This window comes from Mucilaginibacter sp. OK268 (assembly GCF_900103125.1).
Taxonomy (GTDB): Bacteria; Bacteroidota; Bacteroidia; order Sphingobacteriales; family Sphingobacteriaceae; genus Mucilaginibacter.
In genome coordinates this window covers 38,433-54,332 of record NZ_FNJV01000001.1, presented here as the reverse complement: position 1 = coordinate 54,332, position 15,900 = coordinate 38,433, and the positions used below count along the sequence as shown (strand labels likewise).

At 43.3% G+C, this 15,900-nt stretch carries 15 protein-coding genes; 9 read left to right on the top strand and 6 right to left on the bottom strand.

The window, feature by feature from the left end; genetic code table 11:
* The first annotated feature begins 336 nt into the window (after window positions 1–336).
* Window positions 337–2,028, top strand: a complete 1,692-nt coding sequence (locus BLR84_RS00210; protein WP_090462675.1) for an ArnT family glycosyltransferase — start codon at window positions 337–339, stop codon at window positions 2,026–2,028.
* Window positions 2,029–2,514: 486 nt separating this feature from the next.
* Here the strand turns inward: BLR84_RS00210 and BLR84_RS00205 are convergent, their stop codons facing one another.
* Window positions 2,515–3,402, bottom strand: coding sequence for an alpha/beta hydrolase (locus tag BLR84_RS00205; RefSeq protein WP_090462672.1), 888 nt, complete (start codon window positions 3,400–3,402; stop codon window positions 2,515–2,517).
* A 606-nt stretch (window positions 3,403–4,008) separates the two neighbouring features.
* On the opposite strand from BLR84_RS00205, the gene trxA reads away from it, so the two are divergent.
* From trxA to BLR84_RS00190, 3 genes are all read left to right on the top strand, one after another.
* Window positions 4,009–4,305: a thioredoxin gene (trxA, locus tag BLR84_RS00200; RefSeq protein WP_090462669.1), complete on the top strand. Its 297-nt coding sequence runs from the start codon at window positions 4,009–4,011 to the stop codon at window positions 4,303–4,305.
* A 112-nt stretch (window positions 4,306–4,417) separates the two neighbouring features.
* Complete coding sequence (locus BLR84_RS00195) at window positions 4,418–5,071, top strand: TetR family transcriptional regulator C-terminal domain-containing protein (protein WP_090462666.1); 654 nt, start codon at window positions 4,418–4,420, stop codon at window positions 5,069–5,071.
* Between the two features lie 8 nt (window positions 5,072–5,079).
* On the top strand, window positions 5,080–6,450 hold the full coding sequence (locus BLR84_RS00190) for an ABC1 kinase family protein (protein ID WP_090462664.1): 1,371 nt from the start codon (window positions 5,080–5,082) through the stop codon (window positions 6,448–6,450).
* Between the two features lie 116 nt (window positions 6,451–6,566).
* Here BLR84_RS00190 and BLR84_RS00185 read toward each other — a convergent pair whose 3' ends face one another.
* Window positions 6,567–7,043 carry a DinB family protein gene (locus BLR84_RS00185; protein ID WP_176851897.1) on the bottom strand — a complete coding sequence of 159 codons (477 nt, stop codon included), beginning with the start codon at window positions 7,041–7,043 and terminating at the stop codon, window positions 6,567–6,569.
* Between the two features lie 438 nt (window positions 7,044–7,481).
* Here BLR84_RS00185 and BLR84_RS00180 point away from each other — a divergent pair, with 438 nt between their 5' ends.
* The 4 genes from BLR84_RS00180 to BLR84_RS00165 all read left to right on the top strand — a co-directional run bounded on the left by BLR84_RS00180 (window position 7,482) and on the right by BLR84_RS00165 (window position 10,986).
* The gene (locus tag BLR84_RS00180) at window positions 7,482–7,796 is read left to right on the top strand and encodes a Dabb family protein (protein ID WP_090462657.1); all 315 of its coding nucleotides are present in this window, start codon (window positions 7,482–7,484) and stop codon (window positions 7,794–7,796) included.
* Window positions 7,797–7,870: 74 nt separating this feature from the next.
* The gene (locus BLR84_RS00175; protein WP_090462654.1) at window positions 7,871–8,782 is read left to right on the top strand and encodes an NAD(P)H-binding protein; all 912 of its coding nucleotides are present in this window, start codon (window positions 7,871–7,873) and stop codon (window positions 8,780–8,782) included.
* On the top strand, window positions 8,775–9,680 hold the full coding sequence (locus BLR84_RS00170; RefSeq protein WP_090462651.1) for a TIGR01777 family oxidoreductase: 906 nt from the start codon (window positions 8,775–8,777) through the stop codon (window positions 9,678–9,680). Before BLR84_RS00175 ends, BLR84_RS00170 begins: the two co-directional genes overlap by 8 nt.
* The gene (locus BLR84_RS00165) at window positions 9,673–10,986 is read left to right on the top strand and encodes a cryptochrome/photolyase family protein (protein ID WP_090462648.1); all 1,314 of its coding nucleotides are present in this window, start codon (window positions 9,673–9,675) and stop codon (window positions 10,984–10,986) included. Before BLR84_RS00170 ends, BLR84_RS00165 begins: the two co-directional genes overlap by 8 nt.
* Before the next feature lies 1 nt (window position 10,987).
* Here BLR84_RS00165 and BLR84_RS00160 read toward each other — a convergent pair whose 3' ends face one another.
* The 4 genes from BLR84_RS00160 to ggt all read right to left on the bottom strand — a co-directional run bounded on the left by BLR84_RS00160 (window position 10,988) and on the right by ggt (window position 15,032).
* Window positions 10,988–11,989, bottom strand: coding sequence for an FKBP-type peptidyl-prolyl cis-trans isomerase (locus tag BLR84_RS00160; RefSeq protein WP_090462645.1), 1,002 nt, complete (start codon window positions 11,987–11,989; stop codon window positions 10,988–10,990).
* A gap of 124 nt (window positions 11,990–12,113) precedes the next feature.
* On the bottom strand, window positions 12,114–12,611 hold the full coding sequence (locus BLR84_RS00155; protein ID WP_090462642.1) for an FKBP-type peptidyl-prolyl cis-trans isomerase: 498 nt from the start codon (window positions 12,609–12,611) through the stop codon (window positions 12,114–12,116).
* 151 nt (window positions 12,612–12,762) lie between these two features.
* A complete protein-coding gene (locus tag BLR84_RS00150) occupies window positions 12,763–13,194 on the bottom strand; it encodes a MarR family winged helix-turn-helix transcriptional regulator (protein WP_175614176.1) in 432 nt (143 codons plus the stop codon).
* 125 nt (window positions 13,195–13,319) lie between these two features.
* Window positions 13,320–15,032, bottom strand: coding sequence for a gamma-glutamyltransferase (gene ggt / locus BLR84_RS00145; protein WP_255366826.1), 1,713 nt, complete (start codon window positions 15,030–15,032; stop codon window positions 13,320–13,322).
* A gap of 243 nt (window positions 15,033–15,275) precedes the next feature.
* On the opposite strand from ggt, the gene BLR84_RS00140 reads away from it, so the two are divergent.
* Entirely contained in the window at window positions 15,276–15,770 is a 495-nt protein-coding gene (locus tag BLR84_RS00140) for a hypothetical protein (RefSeq protein ID WP_090462639.1), read from the top strand.
* Window positions 15,771–15,900: the final 130 nt, after the last annotated feature.

Here is a 15,900-nt window from a genome sequence, read left to right as displayed (position 1 = left end):
ATTGCGAGGTACGAAGCAATCCCCTACTTACAGAGTCGTTCTGTATAGCTTAGAGATTGCTTCGTACCTCGCAATGACGCGTGCATATGTGCTTTATCTTGATTCCTGATTCTTATCTCTTGACTCAATCCCCCTACTTCTTCTCCTCCAAAACTACCTACCTATTCACCGTATTAAATTGCCCTTCAATACAAACCTTATAAAATTTGGATGATGTGTTTTTAAAATCCAGTAAAGCATGTTCGCTGGTTACAGGTACTTCCGCCAGTAGAATAAAGGCAGCGGGGTTCGGGTTAAAACCATGTTTACTATATTTGCGTACACGATACCCACAAGATGAGCTCCCGATATACGCAACACGAACCAGGAACCCCAAGTCCCAATACCGCTCATCAAACCAAATGGCTATACCTGTTCATCGGCATGGCAGTGATCATCAATTTTAGCGGTTTGTTCACCACCATTATGGGGCCTGATGCCAACCTGTATGCCACCATAGCCAAAAACATGGTACAGCGTAACAACTATGCCGACCTGTTTGCCTGGGGAAGCGACTGGCTCGATAAACCGCATTTTCCGTTTTGGGTTACCGCGTTGTTTTTTAAATGCTTTGGCTTTACTACCTGGGCTTACAAACTACCGGGCATCCTGTTTATGATGATGGGAGTTGCGTATACCTATCATTTTGCCAAAGATCTGTATAATAAACAAACCGCTCTTTGGGCCGTCTTGATATTGCTTACCGCCCAGCATATCATCCTCTCCAATACCGATGTACGTGCCGAGCCTTATTTAACCGGGCTGATTATTGCTTCGGTTTATCATTTTTATAAAGCGCACACCCGCAACAGTTTTGGGCAATTGGTGCTGGCCTGTCTGTTCACCGCTTGTGCCATTATGACTAAAGGCATGTTTGCGTTGATCACTATCGGCGGCGCTGTGGTTGGACATTTGATCATCACCCGTCAATGGAAACAGCTTTTTCACTGGCGATGGTTAGTGGCTATCGTACTGGTGCTGCTGTTCATCATGCCCGAGGTATGGTGCCTGTACAAACAGTTTGACCTCCACCCCGAAAAGGTGGTGTTCGGGCACACCGGTGTATCCGGTATCAAATTCTTTTTCTGGGATAGCCAGTTCGGGCGTTTTTTTAATACCGGCCCCATCAAAGGTCATGGCGACCCTACCTTTTTTATACATACCACGCTTTGGGCTTTTCTGCCCTGGTCGCTGTTATTGTTTGTGGCGATATTTCAGTTCATTAAAAAAGGCATCAAAAATGTACAGGCGCAGGAGTGGTATTGCATCTGCGGATCGCTCCTTACATTTCTGCTGTTCTCGGCATCCAAATTTCAGTTGCCACATTATTTAAATATCGTATTCCCATTTTTTTCTATCATCACGGCTCAATATCTCAGCGGGCTTAGTTCCGAAAAAAGTATCAAAGCGATACGTGTCACCCAAAATGTGGTTATTGTACTCATGCTACTGGTTACGGTTACGCTGTGGTATTTTTATCGCCCCGAAACATTTGGCTGGCTTACCGCATCCATCATCGTTATATTCCTGCTGTTGCTGATATTTTTACCCGGCAAAGTTTCTACAGGCATGCAGCGGACCATTTTCAGCACCTTACTGGCCTCCTTTGTCGTAAACCTGTTTCTTAACCTGTGTTTTTATCCCTCGCTGCTGCATTACCAATCGGGCAGTGAAGCCGCTCTATGGATCAACCAGAACAACCCGCAAAAGCTCCCGGTTTATATTAATGATGGTATGTTTCATGACGATTTTAACTTTTACCTGGATGCCCCCTTCACAGAAGTTACCGGTTCTTCCACAATAAAGGGCAAGGGTTTGCTCTACGCCAATACCGGTGTACTGCATGACCTGGAAGCAAAAGGCTGGAAATTCACGGTTATCAAAACCTTTAAACACTATTCGGTAACTCGTCTTAAACCCACATTTCTGAACCGCAACACGCGCGAAAAAGAATTATCAGAGGTGCAGGTGGTATTGCTCAATCCATAGGCAATATCCACAAAATCCTTTTGTCATCCTGAGTTTTAAAAACCGACGGTCTATGAAGGGGAGATGACGTATTACATTAAAGCACTAACTCTATTATTTATAAAAAGTATGTCATTGCGTAGCGAAGCGTGGACAACCGACCGCAGGGAGCTCATTAATACCTTAGAAAAAGAAAACAATTAGCAACATTAATAATCTCCTCGCTTGTATATTGAACGCGATGAGATTGCTTCGTCGTTCCTCCTCGCAATGACATGAGGATGGGACGTAGTGGGTAGGAACGACGGATCTATTTCGCAAACTTTGTATGTCGTTTAATAGATGCTTCACTCTCGTTCAGCATGACAAGCTGTAGTTTTTTGGGAGTTCCCTCTTTCCACCGCAGGTGAAGAGAGGGATGCCGAGCGTAGCGATGACAGGGTGAGTCAAAACCACTTGCTAATCAACGCCCGCATTTTGACTTTTTATTTTTGAATTTTGACTTATTCAATGCAGCACCTTTGGTCTTTCCCTTTTTACTGGTGTTAAATAGTTATTATCCATTAGCCAGTCGGCCATGCGCTGCGGCCAGGTGTTGATGGACTGCAGTTTGGACCGGTTGCCCATGTTAAAACCATGACTACCCTGGGTATACAGATGCACCTCTACCGGTATTTTGGCTGTCCGGTACGCGTTCAACAGTTTCACTATCGGGAGCGAGCAGCAAGGATCATCATTGGCAGCCAGCAAAAAGGCTGGCGGAGCATCGGCAGGCAGCACATCGGGTACATACAGCGGCCCGGGATATATCTGGATCACAAAGTTTGGCCGGGCATTCAGCCGGTCTACAGGATCAGGCGCATTGGCATCGCCTTTACCCGGACCATAAGCCACCATATCCACCACTTCGCCACCGGCCGAAAAACCCATCATCCCTATGCGGTTGGTATCCAAACCATACTCAGCGGCTTTACTGCGCACCAGGCGCATAGCACGGTAACCATCCTGCTTGGCATGTACATCAATTTTATAAGGCGACAGCGTATCCCTGCCCAAACGGTATTTCAGTACAAAAACGGTTATGCCCAGGTTGCTCAGGTATTTACCCGGCTCTATCCCTTCTGCGGTATAAACCAGCAAACGGTGACCGCCGCCCGGACACACCACAATAGCCGCACCGTTGGCTTTACCTGCCGGCGGTGCAAAAACTGTAAGCGATGGATTGTGGATATTTTTCACCCAGTAATCTTTAGCCTGCTCCGGCTCATTACGACGGTTCTCGAAACCAGGCGCGCCTTTTGGCCAAAGCGGTATTACAGTTGGTTTATCCTGCGCCATCATGGCCATAGGCAAGGTCAGTAGCAGGTACAAGCAGATGGTTAGTTTGGTTTGCATGCTTAAATTTAGGTATTTTAAACTCAATATTTTTGTCATTCAGCGTATACTCTCCCTTCTTTTCTTCTTCGTCAACAGACAAGCTTCGGACGGTTTTTAATTAATGATTTAGTGATTTCTTTTTCCCCGTCAGCAGAACAGCTTCGGGCGAAAGCGGGCAGAACGATGGTGGGCGGGTGCGGTTGCAAGGGTATAGCGAACCTTATCTGAAGTGGGGATAATGAGCGAACGAAGTGGAGGTAAGGTTTAGCAGCCGTGGTTCTGACTGCTTTGCAGGGTAATGGCTATGAGCACAAAGAAGCATTTCTGGTGACTTGATTTTTGGTTACTTTTCATCAAGGAAAAGTGACTGGCCCTCCCGCGGCCAAGAGCGGGTATACGCCATACAAACCGACGAGTAGATCCTTCGTTCCTCAGGATGACAAACCGAAAGAGATTGCTTCGTACCTCGCAATGACGTATTTCTTAATATTCAGCCCGCTCCTCCTTCATAACCCAAAAGTCATAATATACCATATACCTTTAAATACCCTAAACTTTTACGAAATTAGAGTGTTCATATCATGTGGACTATGAACTTTCACCCTTGAACTAATTTAATACGCTATGGCTAACTTCCAGGAAATTATAGCATCTGAAACCCCTGTACTGGTCGATTTTTCGGCCGAGTGGTGCGGCCCCTGTAAAATGATGCCGCCGATATTGCAGGATGTAAAACACGCCCTTGGCGACAAGGTAAAAATCCTAAAAATAGATATCGACAAAAACCCCTCGGCAGCCAACGCTTATAAAATACAAAGCGTACCTACCCTTATGATATTTCAAAAAGGGCAAACCAAATGGCGGCAAAGTGGGGTGATACAGGCCCGGCAATTACAACAGGCGGTTGAGCAGTTTATATAAAGCCTCACCCCGGCCCTCTCCAAAGGAGAGGGAGTTAAAAACTAAGATGTGCTAAGTAAAGTCCTCTCCTTTGGAGAGGATTTAGGAGAGGTTTATTAAAGCAATTTAGATTATGGCAACTATCGAAAGCATCCAAAACGCGTATATTGATTATGTACTGACCGAAGGCGCACAACCTAAATCGGTTTACATTTTTGCCAAACAAAACGAAATGACCGAGGCTGAGTTTTATCAGTTCTTTGGTTCATTTGAGGCGGTTGAACAAAACATTTGGGCCGAATTTGCCCGCAAAACTTTAACCGAGATCCGTGGACAGGAAGTTTGGGCTGGTTACAGCGCCCGCGAAAAAGCCCTATCCTTCTTTTATGGTTTCTTCGAACTGATTAAAAACAGCCGCAGTTTTGCCATTTACACTATCAACAAACAACCCAAAGGGTTTACTACGCCCCGTGTGTTTGAACAACTGAAGGACATTTACGAAAATTTTGCCGATGAGATACTGAAAGAAGGTCTGGAATCATCAGAACTGAGCGACCGTAAATTTTTCAGCAAGCGTTATAAAGACGCCCTGTGGGTACAATTTGTGTTTGTACTTAACTTTTGGGTGAATGATAATTCGGCCGGGTTCGAGAAAACTGATGAAGCCATTGAAAAAGGCGTTAACGTAACGTTCGACCTGTTCCAGCGCTCACCTATCGACAACCTGTTTGAGTATGGTAAGTTCCTGGTTAAAAACGGCGGTATAAAGGATAAGATGGGATTTTAACATTACCTATGGTAGATGAAAATGATAAAGTCGCCCCTGGCGGGGGAGATTTAAAAGGAGATGGGGGCACTCCCGAACAAAACAGCATGCCCACCACCAAAGTACAGCGTTCGGCCAAGTTTGTTACTACAGGCATTAAAATCGGCGGTAATTATATCAAGCATTATTCTAAAAAGTTGTTCAACCCGGATATGGACAAGTCCGAACTGAACGAGGATAATGCCGCAGACATTTATAAATCATTAAGCGAGCTCAAAGGCAGCGCCCTCAAAGTGGCGCAAATGCTCAGCATGGATAAAAACCTGCTGCCGCAGGCTTATGTAGATAAATTCACCCAATCGCAATACAATGCGCCTCCGCTTTCGGGGCCGCTGATCGTGCAAACCTTTAAAAAATACTTCGGCAAAAACCCCGATCAGATCTTTGATAAATTCAATATCCGCTCTACTAATGCTGCCTCTATCGGTCAGGTTCACCAGGCCGAACTCGATGGTAAAAAACTGGCTATCAAGATCCAGTATCCCGGCGTGGGCGATTCTATATCATCCGATCTGAAGCTGGTGAAACCCTTCGCCTTCAGGATGCTGGGCATGAGCGAGCGCGAACTGGATATTTATATGCGTGAGGTAGAAGAACGCCTGCTGGAAGAAACTGATTACGAGCTGGAAGTGCGGCGCTCCATCGAATTTTCGACCGCCTGCGCCAACCTCGATAACATTGTATTCCCGAAATATTATCCCGAACTAAGCAGCAAACGCATCATCACCATGGACTGGCTTGAGGGTAAACACCTTCGCGAGTTTCTGGCCACCAATCCATCGCAGGAGCTGCGTAACCAGATAGGACAGGCCCTATGGGATTTTTACAATTTTCAGCAGCATGAGCTACGTGCCGTACATGCCGACCCGCATCCGGGCAATTTCATGATCACTCCCGAAGGTAAACTGGGTGTTATTGACTTTGGCTGTATTAAAGAGATGCCGGAAGATTTTTATTATCCTTTCTTCTCGCTTACCTCCACCAATTTGCTGGATAATAAAACAGAAACCATCAAGGCTTTCCGTCAGTTGGATATGATCCACAAGGATGATACCCCGGCGCAGATCGAGTTTTTTTATACCCAGTTCCGCGAAATGATAGAGCTGTTTGCCATGCCTTACATCCATGATCATTTTGATTTTAGTCAGACAGCTTTTTTCGACCAACTGTACCGCTTTGGTGAACGCTTATCCAAACTACCCGAGTTTAAGCAAGCCCGCGGGGTAAAGCACTTTATCTACGTAAACCGCACCAACTTTGGTCTGTACAATATTTTGCACGAGCTCAAAGCCGAGGTTAAAACCGATACTTTTAAGCCGCATGTAGTGTTGGAGTATTAATTTTCCGAGTTGGTAGTTTTCAGTTGGCGGATAGCAGTAAAATTAATATCATCACACAATAAAAGCAGGGGATAGTGCGACTCATTCTATAGGGAAGGGAATTGATTGGGCAATTTTTAATCTCTTATCACATCCGTATCAACCGGGGTATAACCCAATTGCCTGCTCATATTGGCTAATTGCCCCTTATGATGAAATTCATGGGTGATTACGTGGGTAAACAGCTCCAGAGGTGTTAAGATTTGTGCCGTTTCGCCCTCCCTTGGCAAGGTAAGCGGCACGTTAATATCATCCTTATATTGCTGCAAAAAGTCGTTAACCACCACGTTCACCTGATCAAACATACTGCGAATAGCCTGCAGGTTTTTGTGGTTGTCTTTGGTAAAGTAGGGTCGTTGCTCCTGTTGCAAAAAATTGAGCAGCCAGCCTAAATAAGTATTAGCCACATGCCTCATTAAACTGCCCATACTATCATTATTGTACGATGGGATTGGCTCGGCCAAATGTTCCGGGAAGATGGTTTCACAATAGTCCAGCAATGCCCCGCGGGATGATAAAACCAATTGATATTGATGTAATAGGGTTGCATACATATGCATTTAGCGCTCAATAATCAAACCAAATTTCGCGTTCGGCAAATGCGCCCAGCGTATTTGCAATATGACTTGCCCCTCCCCATAAATTTTAGTATATTTATATATCTAACAGCCCGCTTGTCTTTTTATCAGACAGACGGGCTGTGTTGTTAAGGGTAAAACAAGGGCCAAAACTGGTCATTTTACAATTAATAATTTAACAATCAACAAGTTAATACTTTTTAAAGCTTTCAAAACGCATCAAAATCGTGTTAAAATTTGTTAAAAAGTGTTAAAATTGATGTTTTTTGAGTGATTTCTGACTGCTTTTCAACCGTTTTTGAGTAGAAAAGTGTTAAAATTAAAGGTTTAAAAAGTTTTTCCATATCAGACTCGTCCGGAGTTGTAACATTGTTTTCAATAATTTAGTTTAGCATTCAAATTAATCAAACGCACATGCCATTACTTCAAAATACCTTTGTTCATCACGTACATTTTTGGCTTAAAAATAAAGCCGATAAAGACAAACTGATAGAGGGCTTAAATCTGCTGAAACCCATTCCTCATATCCGCGATATCCATATCGGTGTACCTGCCGATACCAATCGCGATGTGATCGACCGTTCATACGATGTCTCCTTGTTGCTCCTGTTTAATACACCTGAGGCCCAGGCCGCCTACCAGATAGATCCTACCCATATTATTTTTGCCGAACAATATGCTAAGCCACTGTGTGCCAAAGTAGTTGTATCTGATAGTGTAAACATATAGCCGTTTGTTCAAACATATTATGGTACAGCGTGCGTAATTTTAAAACACCAAACCTTTTTTATTGTTGCCCATTAATGAAGGTTTTACTTGCTGGTGCTAATGGTTACGTAGGTATGAGGCTGATCCCCATTTTATTGGAGAAAGGCCATGAAGTTGTTTGCCTGGTAAGTGATAAAAAGCGTTTTCAGGAACGTACCAACTTTGGCCATCGCGTTACCCTTATTACCGGCGATCTGTTACGGGAGCAAAGTATAGAAGCCTTTCCGGCAGATATTGAGGTGGCCTATTACCTGGTACATTCCATTAATCAATCACAAGGTTTTGCCGCGCTGGAGGCCCTGTCGGCATATAATTTTGTACACGCGCTTGATCAGACAAGTTGCCGCCAAACCATATTTTTAAGTGGCATCAGTAACGGTAAAAGCCAGTCCAAGCATCTCGAATCGCACAAGCATGTAGAGGATGTACTGAAAGAGGGTAAATCAGCTTTAACTATTTTACGGGCAGCTATCATCATTGGCTCGGGCAGCGTGTCGTTCGAGATTATCCGTGATCTTACTGAAAAACTACCGGTGATGACCGTACCCAATTGGGTAAATTCCCGCTGCCAGCCCATAGCTATACGCGACGTACTAACCTACCTGGAAAGCGTGATGCTGAATGAGAAAACATTTAACCGGAGCTTTGACATCGGCGGACCTGATATTTTAACTTTTAAAGAAATGATCTTAGGCTATGCCCAAATACGTCAACTCAAAAGACATATCATCACCATCCCGTTCCTGCCTTCCGGAATATTATCATACTGGCTTAGTCGCACCAATTCCTTTGATTACGCTGCTACCCGTAACCTGGGCAGCAGTCTGAAGGGCGAAATCATTATGCATGATCATTCTATCCAGGATCTTGTACCCAGCCAATGTTTAACTTATAAAGAATCGTTACTTTTAGCTATAAACCACATACAGGCAGAAAACAATGAGTAAGAACATTCTGATCACAGGCGCGTCGGGTTCGGTGGGCAGGCGACTTACGGGTTTACTGCTTGATAAGGGTTACCAGGTAAGTGCCCTGAGTCGCACTCCGGGGCATAACCCCGCTGTTAAAACCTTTATATGGGATGTTAATCGGGGTATTATTGATGAACACTGTATTGAGGGGATAGATACCATAATACACCTTGCCGGAGCAGGCATAGCCGAAAAACGATGGACGGATGCGCGTAAGAAGGAGCTGATCGATAGCCGTACCAAGTCGATCGATCTGATCTATGATCTGCTCAAAACCAGGGAACATCAGGTAAGCTCGGTGATCTCTGCAGCCGCCATAGGCTATTACAGTGACCGCGGCGATGAATTGATGACAGAAGATAGCACACCCAATACCGACTTTATGGCCCATTGCTGCATTGAATGGGAAAATGCTGTTGATGAAGGCCAAAAGCTGGGTTTACGTATCGTAAAATTCCGTACAGGGGTGGTGTTGGATAAAGATGGCGGCGCGCTGCCTACATTGGCCAAACCTATAAAGTTGTATATAGGCTCACCTATAGGTAATGGCCGGCAATGGATCCCCTGGATACACTGGCAGGATGTGGTGGATATGTACGTATATGGTATTGAAAATACCGCTGTTACCGGCGTTTACAATATGGTAGCCCCCAACCCGGCTACCAACGCACAACTAACCCAGGCCGTAGCCAAACAATTAAACAAACCACTTTGGGCGCCAAACGTACCTGCTTTTGTATTGAAACTGATGCTTGGCGAAATGAGCACCATTGTTTTAGGGAGTACCAAAGTTTCGGCACAAAAGATCCAGGACGCCGGGTTTAGGTTTAAATTCACGGAAGTATCTACGGCGCTAAAAGAAATCTATGGATAAAAAAAATCCGGTAACCATTTTCTGGTTTCGCCGCGACCTGCGCCTACATGACAATGCAGGCTTATATCATGCCTTAAAAAGCGGTACCCCGGTACTCCCCCTCTTTATTTTTGATAAAGAGATACTGGACGACCTCGAAGATAAGCGTGATGCCCGTGTAACCTTTATTCATCAAACCATTGAGCAACTGGATAAAGAACTGCATCAATTGGGCAGCAGTGTAAAGGTGATATATGACAAAGCCACACAGGCTTGGGACAATATCATTCAAGCGTATAATATTACCGCCGTTTATACCAATCATGATTATGAGCCCTATGCCCTAAAGCGCGATAATACTATAAAAGAAAAGCTAAAAAAACATGGCATCGAACTAAAGACCTTTAAGGACCAGGTTATATTTGAAAAGGACGAAGTTATTAAAGATGATGGCAAACCTTATACGGTTTACACACCCTACCAGCGCAAATGGTATAACTTGCTGAAACCATTTTACTTAAAACCTTATCCTACCGAAAAATACCTGAAAAATCTGGCTAAAACTAAAGCCCTGCCTATCCCCTCCCTGAAAGAAATGGGATTTGAGAAAAATACCGTTCCTTTCCCAAATCAGGAATATAAAAATGTGATCAGTGATTATAAGGCGAAAAGGGATTTTCCAGCTATTAAAGGCACATCCCGTATCAGTTTGCATTTGCGCTTTGGTACAGTAAGCATCCGGGAGTTAGCAAAAACAGCTTATGCTAATCCAGATAAAACCTGGCTGAATGAGTTGATATGGCGGGAGTTTTATATGATGATCCTGTACCATTTCCCGCACACGATGGATCATGCTTTCAGGCCGGAATATGACCGGATTAAATGGCTGAACGATGAAACACAATTTAAGGCCTGGTGCGATGGGCAAACGGGCTATCCCATTGTAGATGCTGGTATGCGGGAGTTAAATACCACGGGCTTTATGCATAACCGTTTACGCATGATCGTGGCTAGTTTTTTAAGTAAGCACTTGTTGATAGACTGGCGATGGGGCGAGCACTATTTTGCCCGAAAACTGCTTGACTATGAAATGGCCAGCAATGTAGGTGGCTGGCAATGGGCCGCCGGCTCGGGTACGGATGCCGCCCCATATTTTCGCATATTTAGCCCTGATGCGCAAACCAAAAAATTCGACCCACAATTACAATACATTAAAAAATGGGTTCCGGAATATGCCGATTTTAGCAAATATCCGAAACCCATTGTTGATCACGCTTTTGCACGTGAACGTTGTTTAAAAGTTTTTAAAGTGGCGCTGGCTAAATAAATTAAGGATTAGTTATCGTACCAATTGTAAATTCATAATATAAGCATACGTTGGATCCTGTACCGGTAGTACCTGTTTTACCATAAGCTAATCGTGAAGGTATAAGCATAGCAACCGTAGAACCAACTTTTTGCCCGGTAAGTGCTTCTTGTACACCTACAATAAGTGAACCAAGACTATCAAATGAAGTTAAAGTAGTTGTACCTGCAGTTCCTACATCTATAGCAGTACCTGCAAATGTAGCGCCATTTAACCATTTACCAATATAGGTTGCCGTAAATGCTGACGCATCACTCAATATATCAGTACCTGTACCCGGGGTGGTTATTTTATAATATAGCCCTCTTCCACGACCAGATGTAACATGAGTGTAAGTGGATATTGGTATATTATTCCGCTTCGCATAGTCATTGATCACATAATCATCATAACCGGGAGTTTTATTATCAATATAATCAAGATTTGAAACTACGTTTACATAATAATCAAGGCACTGGTTACCAGCAACACGCGAATTGGTATTGCTTGAGCTACCTGAACCAACGCCATTAACACCATAAGCTACACGTGACGGAACAAGGATCCTTGCTCTTGTACCTTTGTATTTAACCAGATTGTAGATGGCATATTGTAAACCTTTAGTAAAACCAATAATGTTACCACCTAGCGATACATGCCCCAGCAAACCAGAAAAATGCGCTAAATTAAGGGTATCTGTGTTGATATACTTACCATCAAATGATTTTACCGATAGCACAAAGCTAACGCTATCAGAATACTGCATAGGTGTACTGGTTGCCCCTTGTGAAAGTATCTGATAATATATACCGCTGGTATCGCCATTAGATTCATCCCTTTTCATACCAGTAAGCCCGTTTGCACTGATATAGTTTTGTATCTGGGTTTGGTCGTATTGTGTGATATTGGGAGAGTTTGTTGTTTTGCGACAGGATATTAAACCTATTGAGGTAATTAATAAGAGCGTAAAAAGTGTTTGTTTCATTTAAATTTGTTTGTTTTTTTTAACTGCTAAATAAAACCCGTAAAATGCCGGTTTCATTTAGGTTATTTATTTTTTTGGCTCAATGGCAGTTTTATCCGCTATCCTTCCTTAATTCTTTTTATTTTTAATTGATCACGTTATACAACTGTATATCAAAATCAAGCACCGAATTCGCCGGCAAATGTAACGAATCCTGTGGATACGGTCCATAAGCATATCTTGATGGTATAAATAACCTTATTTTACCATTTTTCTTGATCTTTGGTATACCTAACTGCCATCCCCTGATCACATCACTCAAACGATATGAGGGATGAAAATCATTAGTTTGGGCAATTACCACCTGCGATGTCAAAATTCGTCCTGTATATCCAACAGTCACTTGTGTTGAGCTGGTGAACAAATCATTACCACTCCCCTCCTCACCTGCTTTAATACTGTAAAAAACACCCGAAGTATCAATGCGTTTAGCATTTAAGCCCGGATTAGCTGCCAGATAATCTGCTATGATCTTATCATCAATAGCTTTCTGCGCATTGTATTGAATCAAAGGATCGGTCGTTTTTTTGCACGCACCAAAACCAATAACAATCACGAATAAAGCTAACAGCGTCCTGTTCATTTTCAAAAGGCAAATTTATTCTTTTATAATAGAAAAACGGCAGCTTAACACTTTTTAACAATTAATAGCCCCATAAGCACACCATCACCCTATACTTAGGGCTTAATTTTTTGAATAAAACGTACAATTTAAGGTAAAAGTGTGGGCGCGATCATGGTTTATAGTTCAGCGTAAGCTTGTTGATCTTCTTAAGCATTTCGGTAAGATATTGCTTGTCGGCCTCGCTGATGTGTGAATCGAGGTAATTATTGAATTGCTTTACCACCGCACGGGCCTGATGACGTTTTTCTTTTCCCAGTTCGGTCAGATATATTTTAACCGAACGCTTATCACCCTGGTTCGATTCGCGGTATATCAGTCCTGTTTTTTCCAGCTGACTAAGCATCCTGGATAAACTGGTTGATTTGAGGCCCAGCAAAGCGGCAGCCTGCGAAACGGTAGTGCCTTCTTTTTCGTCAATATTGATCAATAAATAGCCAATGGACTGGGTAATGCCAAATTCGGTAACCAACTGGTTATACCGGTTAGCAACAGTTTGCCATACTATCTTTAAAAAATAGTCAATCGTTTCCTGATGTTTAATGCTGTTTTGCATGCATACCAAACGTAAGAAATGCATGTTGATTACGCAAATTTTAGTTGGCAGTTTTAAGTTAGCAGTAAGCAGTATTTATAATGCATGCAAACTGCCTACTACGAACTGCAAACTCAATAGCCCATCTTCGTATCATCCCCACGTGGATCTGCCCCACCCTGATAGCCTTGCGGGGTTTTCAAAATAGCATCAACTCTGCCAATACCGCCCCTGCTATTTATTTTATAGCCTTTGCTTTGCAATTTTATTATTGTTGTACTATCTAATGCGCCTTTTTCGATCGCTATTGCATCGGGTAGCCACTGGTGATGGAAACGCTTGGATGCTACCGCCTGCTGCATATCCTGATCAAACTCGATCACATTAATAATGGTCTGAAAAACCGACGTTATAATGGTTGATCCTCCGGGTGTACCCACTACCATCAATAATTTACCGTTTTTTTCAACAATAGTAGGTGTCATTGACGATAACATACGTTTGCCGGGTTGTATACTGTTGGCTTTCCCACCTACCAGTCCATACATGTTAGGCACGCCGGGTTTAGAGCTAAAATCGTCCATTTCATTGTTCAGCAAAAACCCCGCGCCTTTTACAAATATCTTTGAACCATAACTATCATTTAAAGTTGTTGTGATAGATACCGCGTTACCCTCATGGTCAACAATGGAATAATGGGTGGTTTGATCGCTTTCGTAGCCAGCAAAGGTACCAGGCTGTATGCTGCTGCTTGGCGTGGCTGCATCCCAGCTAAAGTTGCTCATGCGCGATGTGATATAAGCGGGTTTCAGTAAACTATCCACTGGTACCTTGTAAAAATCAGGGTCGCCCATATATTTGGAACGATCGGCATATACCCGGCGTTCGGCCTCAACGATCAATCTCACGGTAGAATCCTGGTTATATCCCCATTTCTTTAAAGGATATTTCTCAACCGACTGGAGCAGCTGTAATAATGCAATTCCTCCGCTTGACGGTGGCGGCATGGTAATAATTTTATACCCTTTATAGTTTCCGGTGACTGCCTTGCGCCAAACCGAATGGTAATTTTGTAGGTCGGCTTTGGATATCAGACCGTCACCTGCCTTCATTTCAGCAACTATCTGGTCGGCAACTATGCCACCATAAAATCCTTCGCGACCTTTATCGCGAATTTGCTCCAGAGTTTTGGCCAGATCTTCCTGTACCAGGATATCGCCCTCATGCCATTCAGTATCTTTTATTAAATAAGCCTTGCCAGGATTTAATTTTTCAACCTGAGCCTTTATATGGTTTAATTCGGATGCAAAACGCTGTGTTACCTTAAAGCCGTTACGCGCCAGGTTGATAGCAGGTTGTAGCAAATCGGCCCATTTGAGTTTGCCATACTTTTGATGAGCTTGTACCATGCCATCAACAGACCCGGGTACCCCGGATGCCTTATGGGTGTAAAGACTCATATTGGGTATCATGTTTCCAACCGAATCAAGATACATATTGGCACTGGCACCGGCCGGGCCCTTTTCTCTAAAGTCGAGTGTATTGGTTTCGCCGGTTTTTGAACGGTATACCATAAAACCGCCTCCACCTATATTGCCGGCATCGGGATAGCTCACTGCCAGAGCAAACTGCACGGCAACTGCCGCGTCAACAGCGTTACCGCCTTTTTTTAGTATATCAAGCCCAACCTTCGCGGCATCGGGATAGGCACATACCACCATACCGTTATAGTATGGGCCATTAGTATTGGTTACCAGGCGTTTTTGCACACATCCTAAGGGCACAAAAAATAGCGCCAACAAAACCATCCCCAAATACCCGTTTCTCTTTAGGTTGAAGTTATTCATTTTATCACAGTAAGATTATTTTACTAAAATAACCTATTTGCCCCTATAATACCATGCTTAAAAGCTCAATATTTAGCACTGATTTTCAGCCTGATAAAATTTTCCGGGCATTGTTTTTTAATTAAAATGCCATAAAATTTCAAATCTGCCGTTTATTTGCAGGATATGTGCGAGTTGAAACATTTAACCAAACGTGAGGTTTTACATGCACAGTAACAAAATTCATTAACTTAAAATCACTACATGAAAAAATTAGCTTACATTTTATTTTTCTCGGTTTCGTTCTTATTAATAGGTAAACGTTCGCAGGCACAGGATTACAAAACAGCAGTTGGATTAAAATTTGGCGCTTACGAAGTAGGCCCTTCTATAAAATACTTTATGGATAATAGTGCTGCTTTGGAAGGCATCATTGGCATACGCGATCATGGTGTGGTAATAACCGGGTTATATGAAATACACCAGCAGGCCTTTGGTGTTGATAAGCTGAATTTTTACTATGGTTTTGGTGGTCACCTGGGATCGGTAGGCAGCGGTTATTACAAACGCATAGGCGGCGATGATGAATACTATAGCGGTAAACACATCCTGATTGGTGCTGACGCAACGCTTGGTCTTGAATATAAGATACCAACTGCCCCTATAGCCATCAGCCTTGACCTTAACCCGCGCCTTGAACTGGCTCGGGGCCCATTCTTTGACATAGCACCGGGTCTGGGATTAAAATATACTTTTTAATATAGCCAAAAGCTGAAGGCTTAAAGCAGAAAGCTTCGATTTGCATAATGCAGAGCTTACTCAATCTGCGCTTCGCTCGATCACCCTCCTCATCGTCTGTAGCGGGAATAGGGCTTAAAACAAAGGGCCT

Excerpts from the sequence above, each read along its gene's own strand:
- BLR84_RS00165 (WP_090462648.1), top strand. The coding sequence starts at position 9,673 with ATGGATAAAAAAAATCCGGTAACCATTTTCTGGTTTCGCCGCGACCTG.
- BLR84_RS00170 (WP_090462651.1), top strand. The coding sequence starts at position 8,775 with ATGAGTAAGAACATTCTGATCACAGGCGCGTCGGGTTCGGTGGGCAGG.
- BLR84_RS00195 (WP_090462666.1), top strand. The coding sequence starts at position 4,418 with ATGGCAACTATCGAAAGCATCCAAAACGCGTATATTGATTATGTACTG.
- BLR84_RS00210 (WP_090462675.1), top strand. The coding sequence starts at position 337 with ATGAGCTCCCGATATACGCAACACGAACCAGGAACCCCAAGTCCCAAT.
- BLR84_RS00180 (WP_090462657.1), top strand. The coding sequence starts at position 7,482 with ATGCCATTACTTCAAAATACCTTTGTTCATCACGTACATTTTTGGCTT.
- BLR84_RS00155 (WP_090462642.1), bottom strand. The coding sequence starts at position 12,611 with ATGAACAGGACGCTGTTAGCTTTATTCGTGATTGTTATTGGTTTTGGT.
- BLR84_RS00175 (WP_090462654.1), top strand. The coding sequence starts at position 7,871 with ATGAAGGTTTTACTTGCTGGTGCTAATGGTTACGTAGGTATGAGGCTG.
- BLR84_RS00205 (WP_090462672.1), bottom strand. The coding sequence starts at position 3,402 with ATGCAAACCAAACTAACCATCTGCTTGTACCTGCTACTGACCTTGCCT.
- BLR84_RS00190 (WP_090462664.1), top strand. The coding sequence starts at position 5,080 with ATGGTAGATGAAAATGATAAAGTCGCCCCTGGCGGGGGAGATTTAAAA.
- BLR84_RS00140 (WP_090462639.1), top strand. The coding sequence starts at position 15,276 with ATGAAAAAATTAGCTTACATTTTATTTTTCTCGGTTTCGTTCTTATTA.
- trxA (WP_090462669.1), top strand. The coding sequence starts at position 4,009 with ATGGCTAACTTCCAGGAAATTATAGCATCTGAAACCCCTGTACTGGTC.
- BLR84_RS00160 (WP_090462645.1), bottom strand. The coding sequence starts at position 11,989 with ATGAAACAAACACTTTTTACGCTCTTATTAATTACCTCAATAGGTTTA.
- ggt (WP_255366826.1), bottom strand. The coding sequence starts at position 15,032 with ATGAATAACTTCAACCTAAAGAGAAACGGGTATTTGGGGATGGTTTTG.
- BLR84_RS00185 (WP_176851897.1), bottom strand. The coding sequence starts at position 7,043 with ATGTATGCAACCCTATTACATCAATATCAATTGGTTTTATCATCCCGC.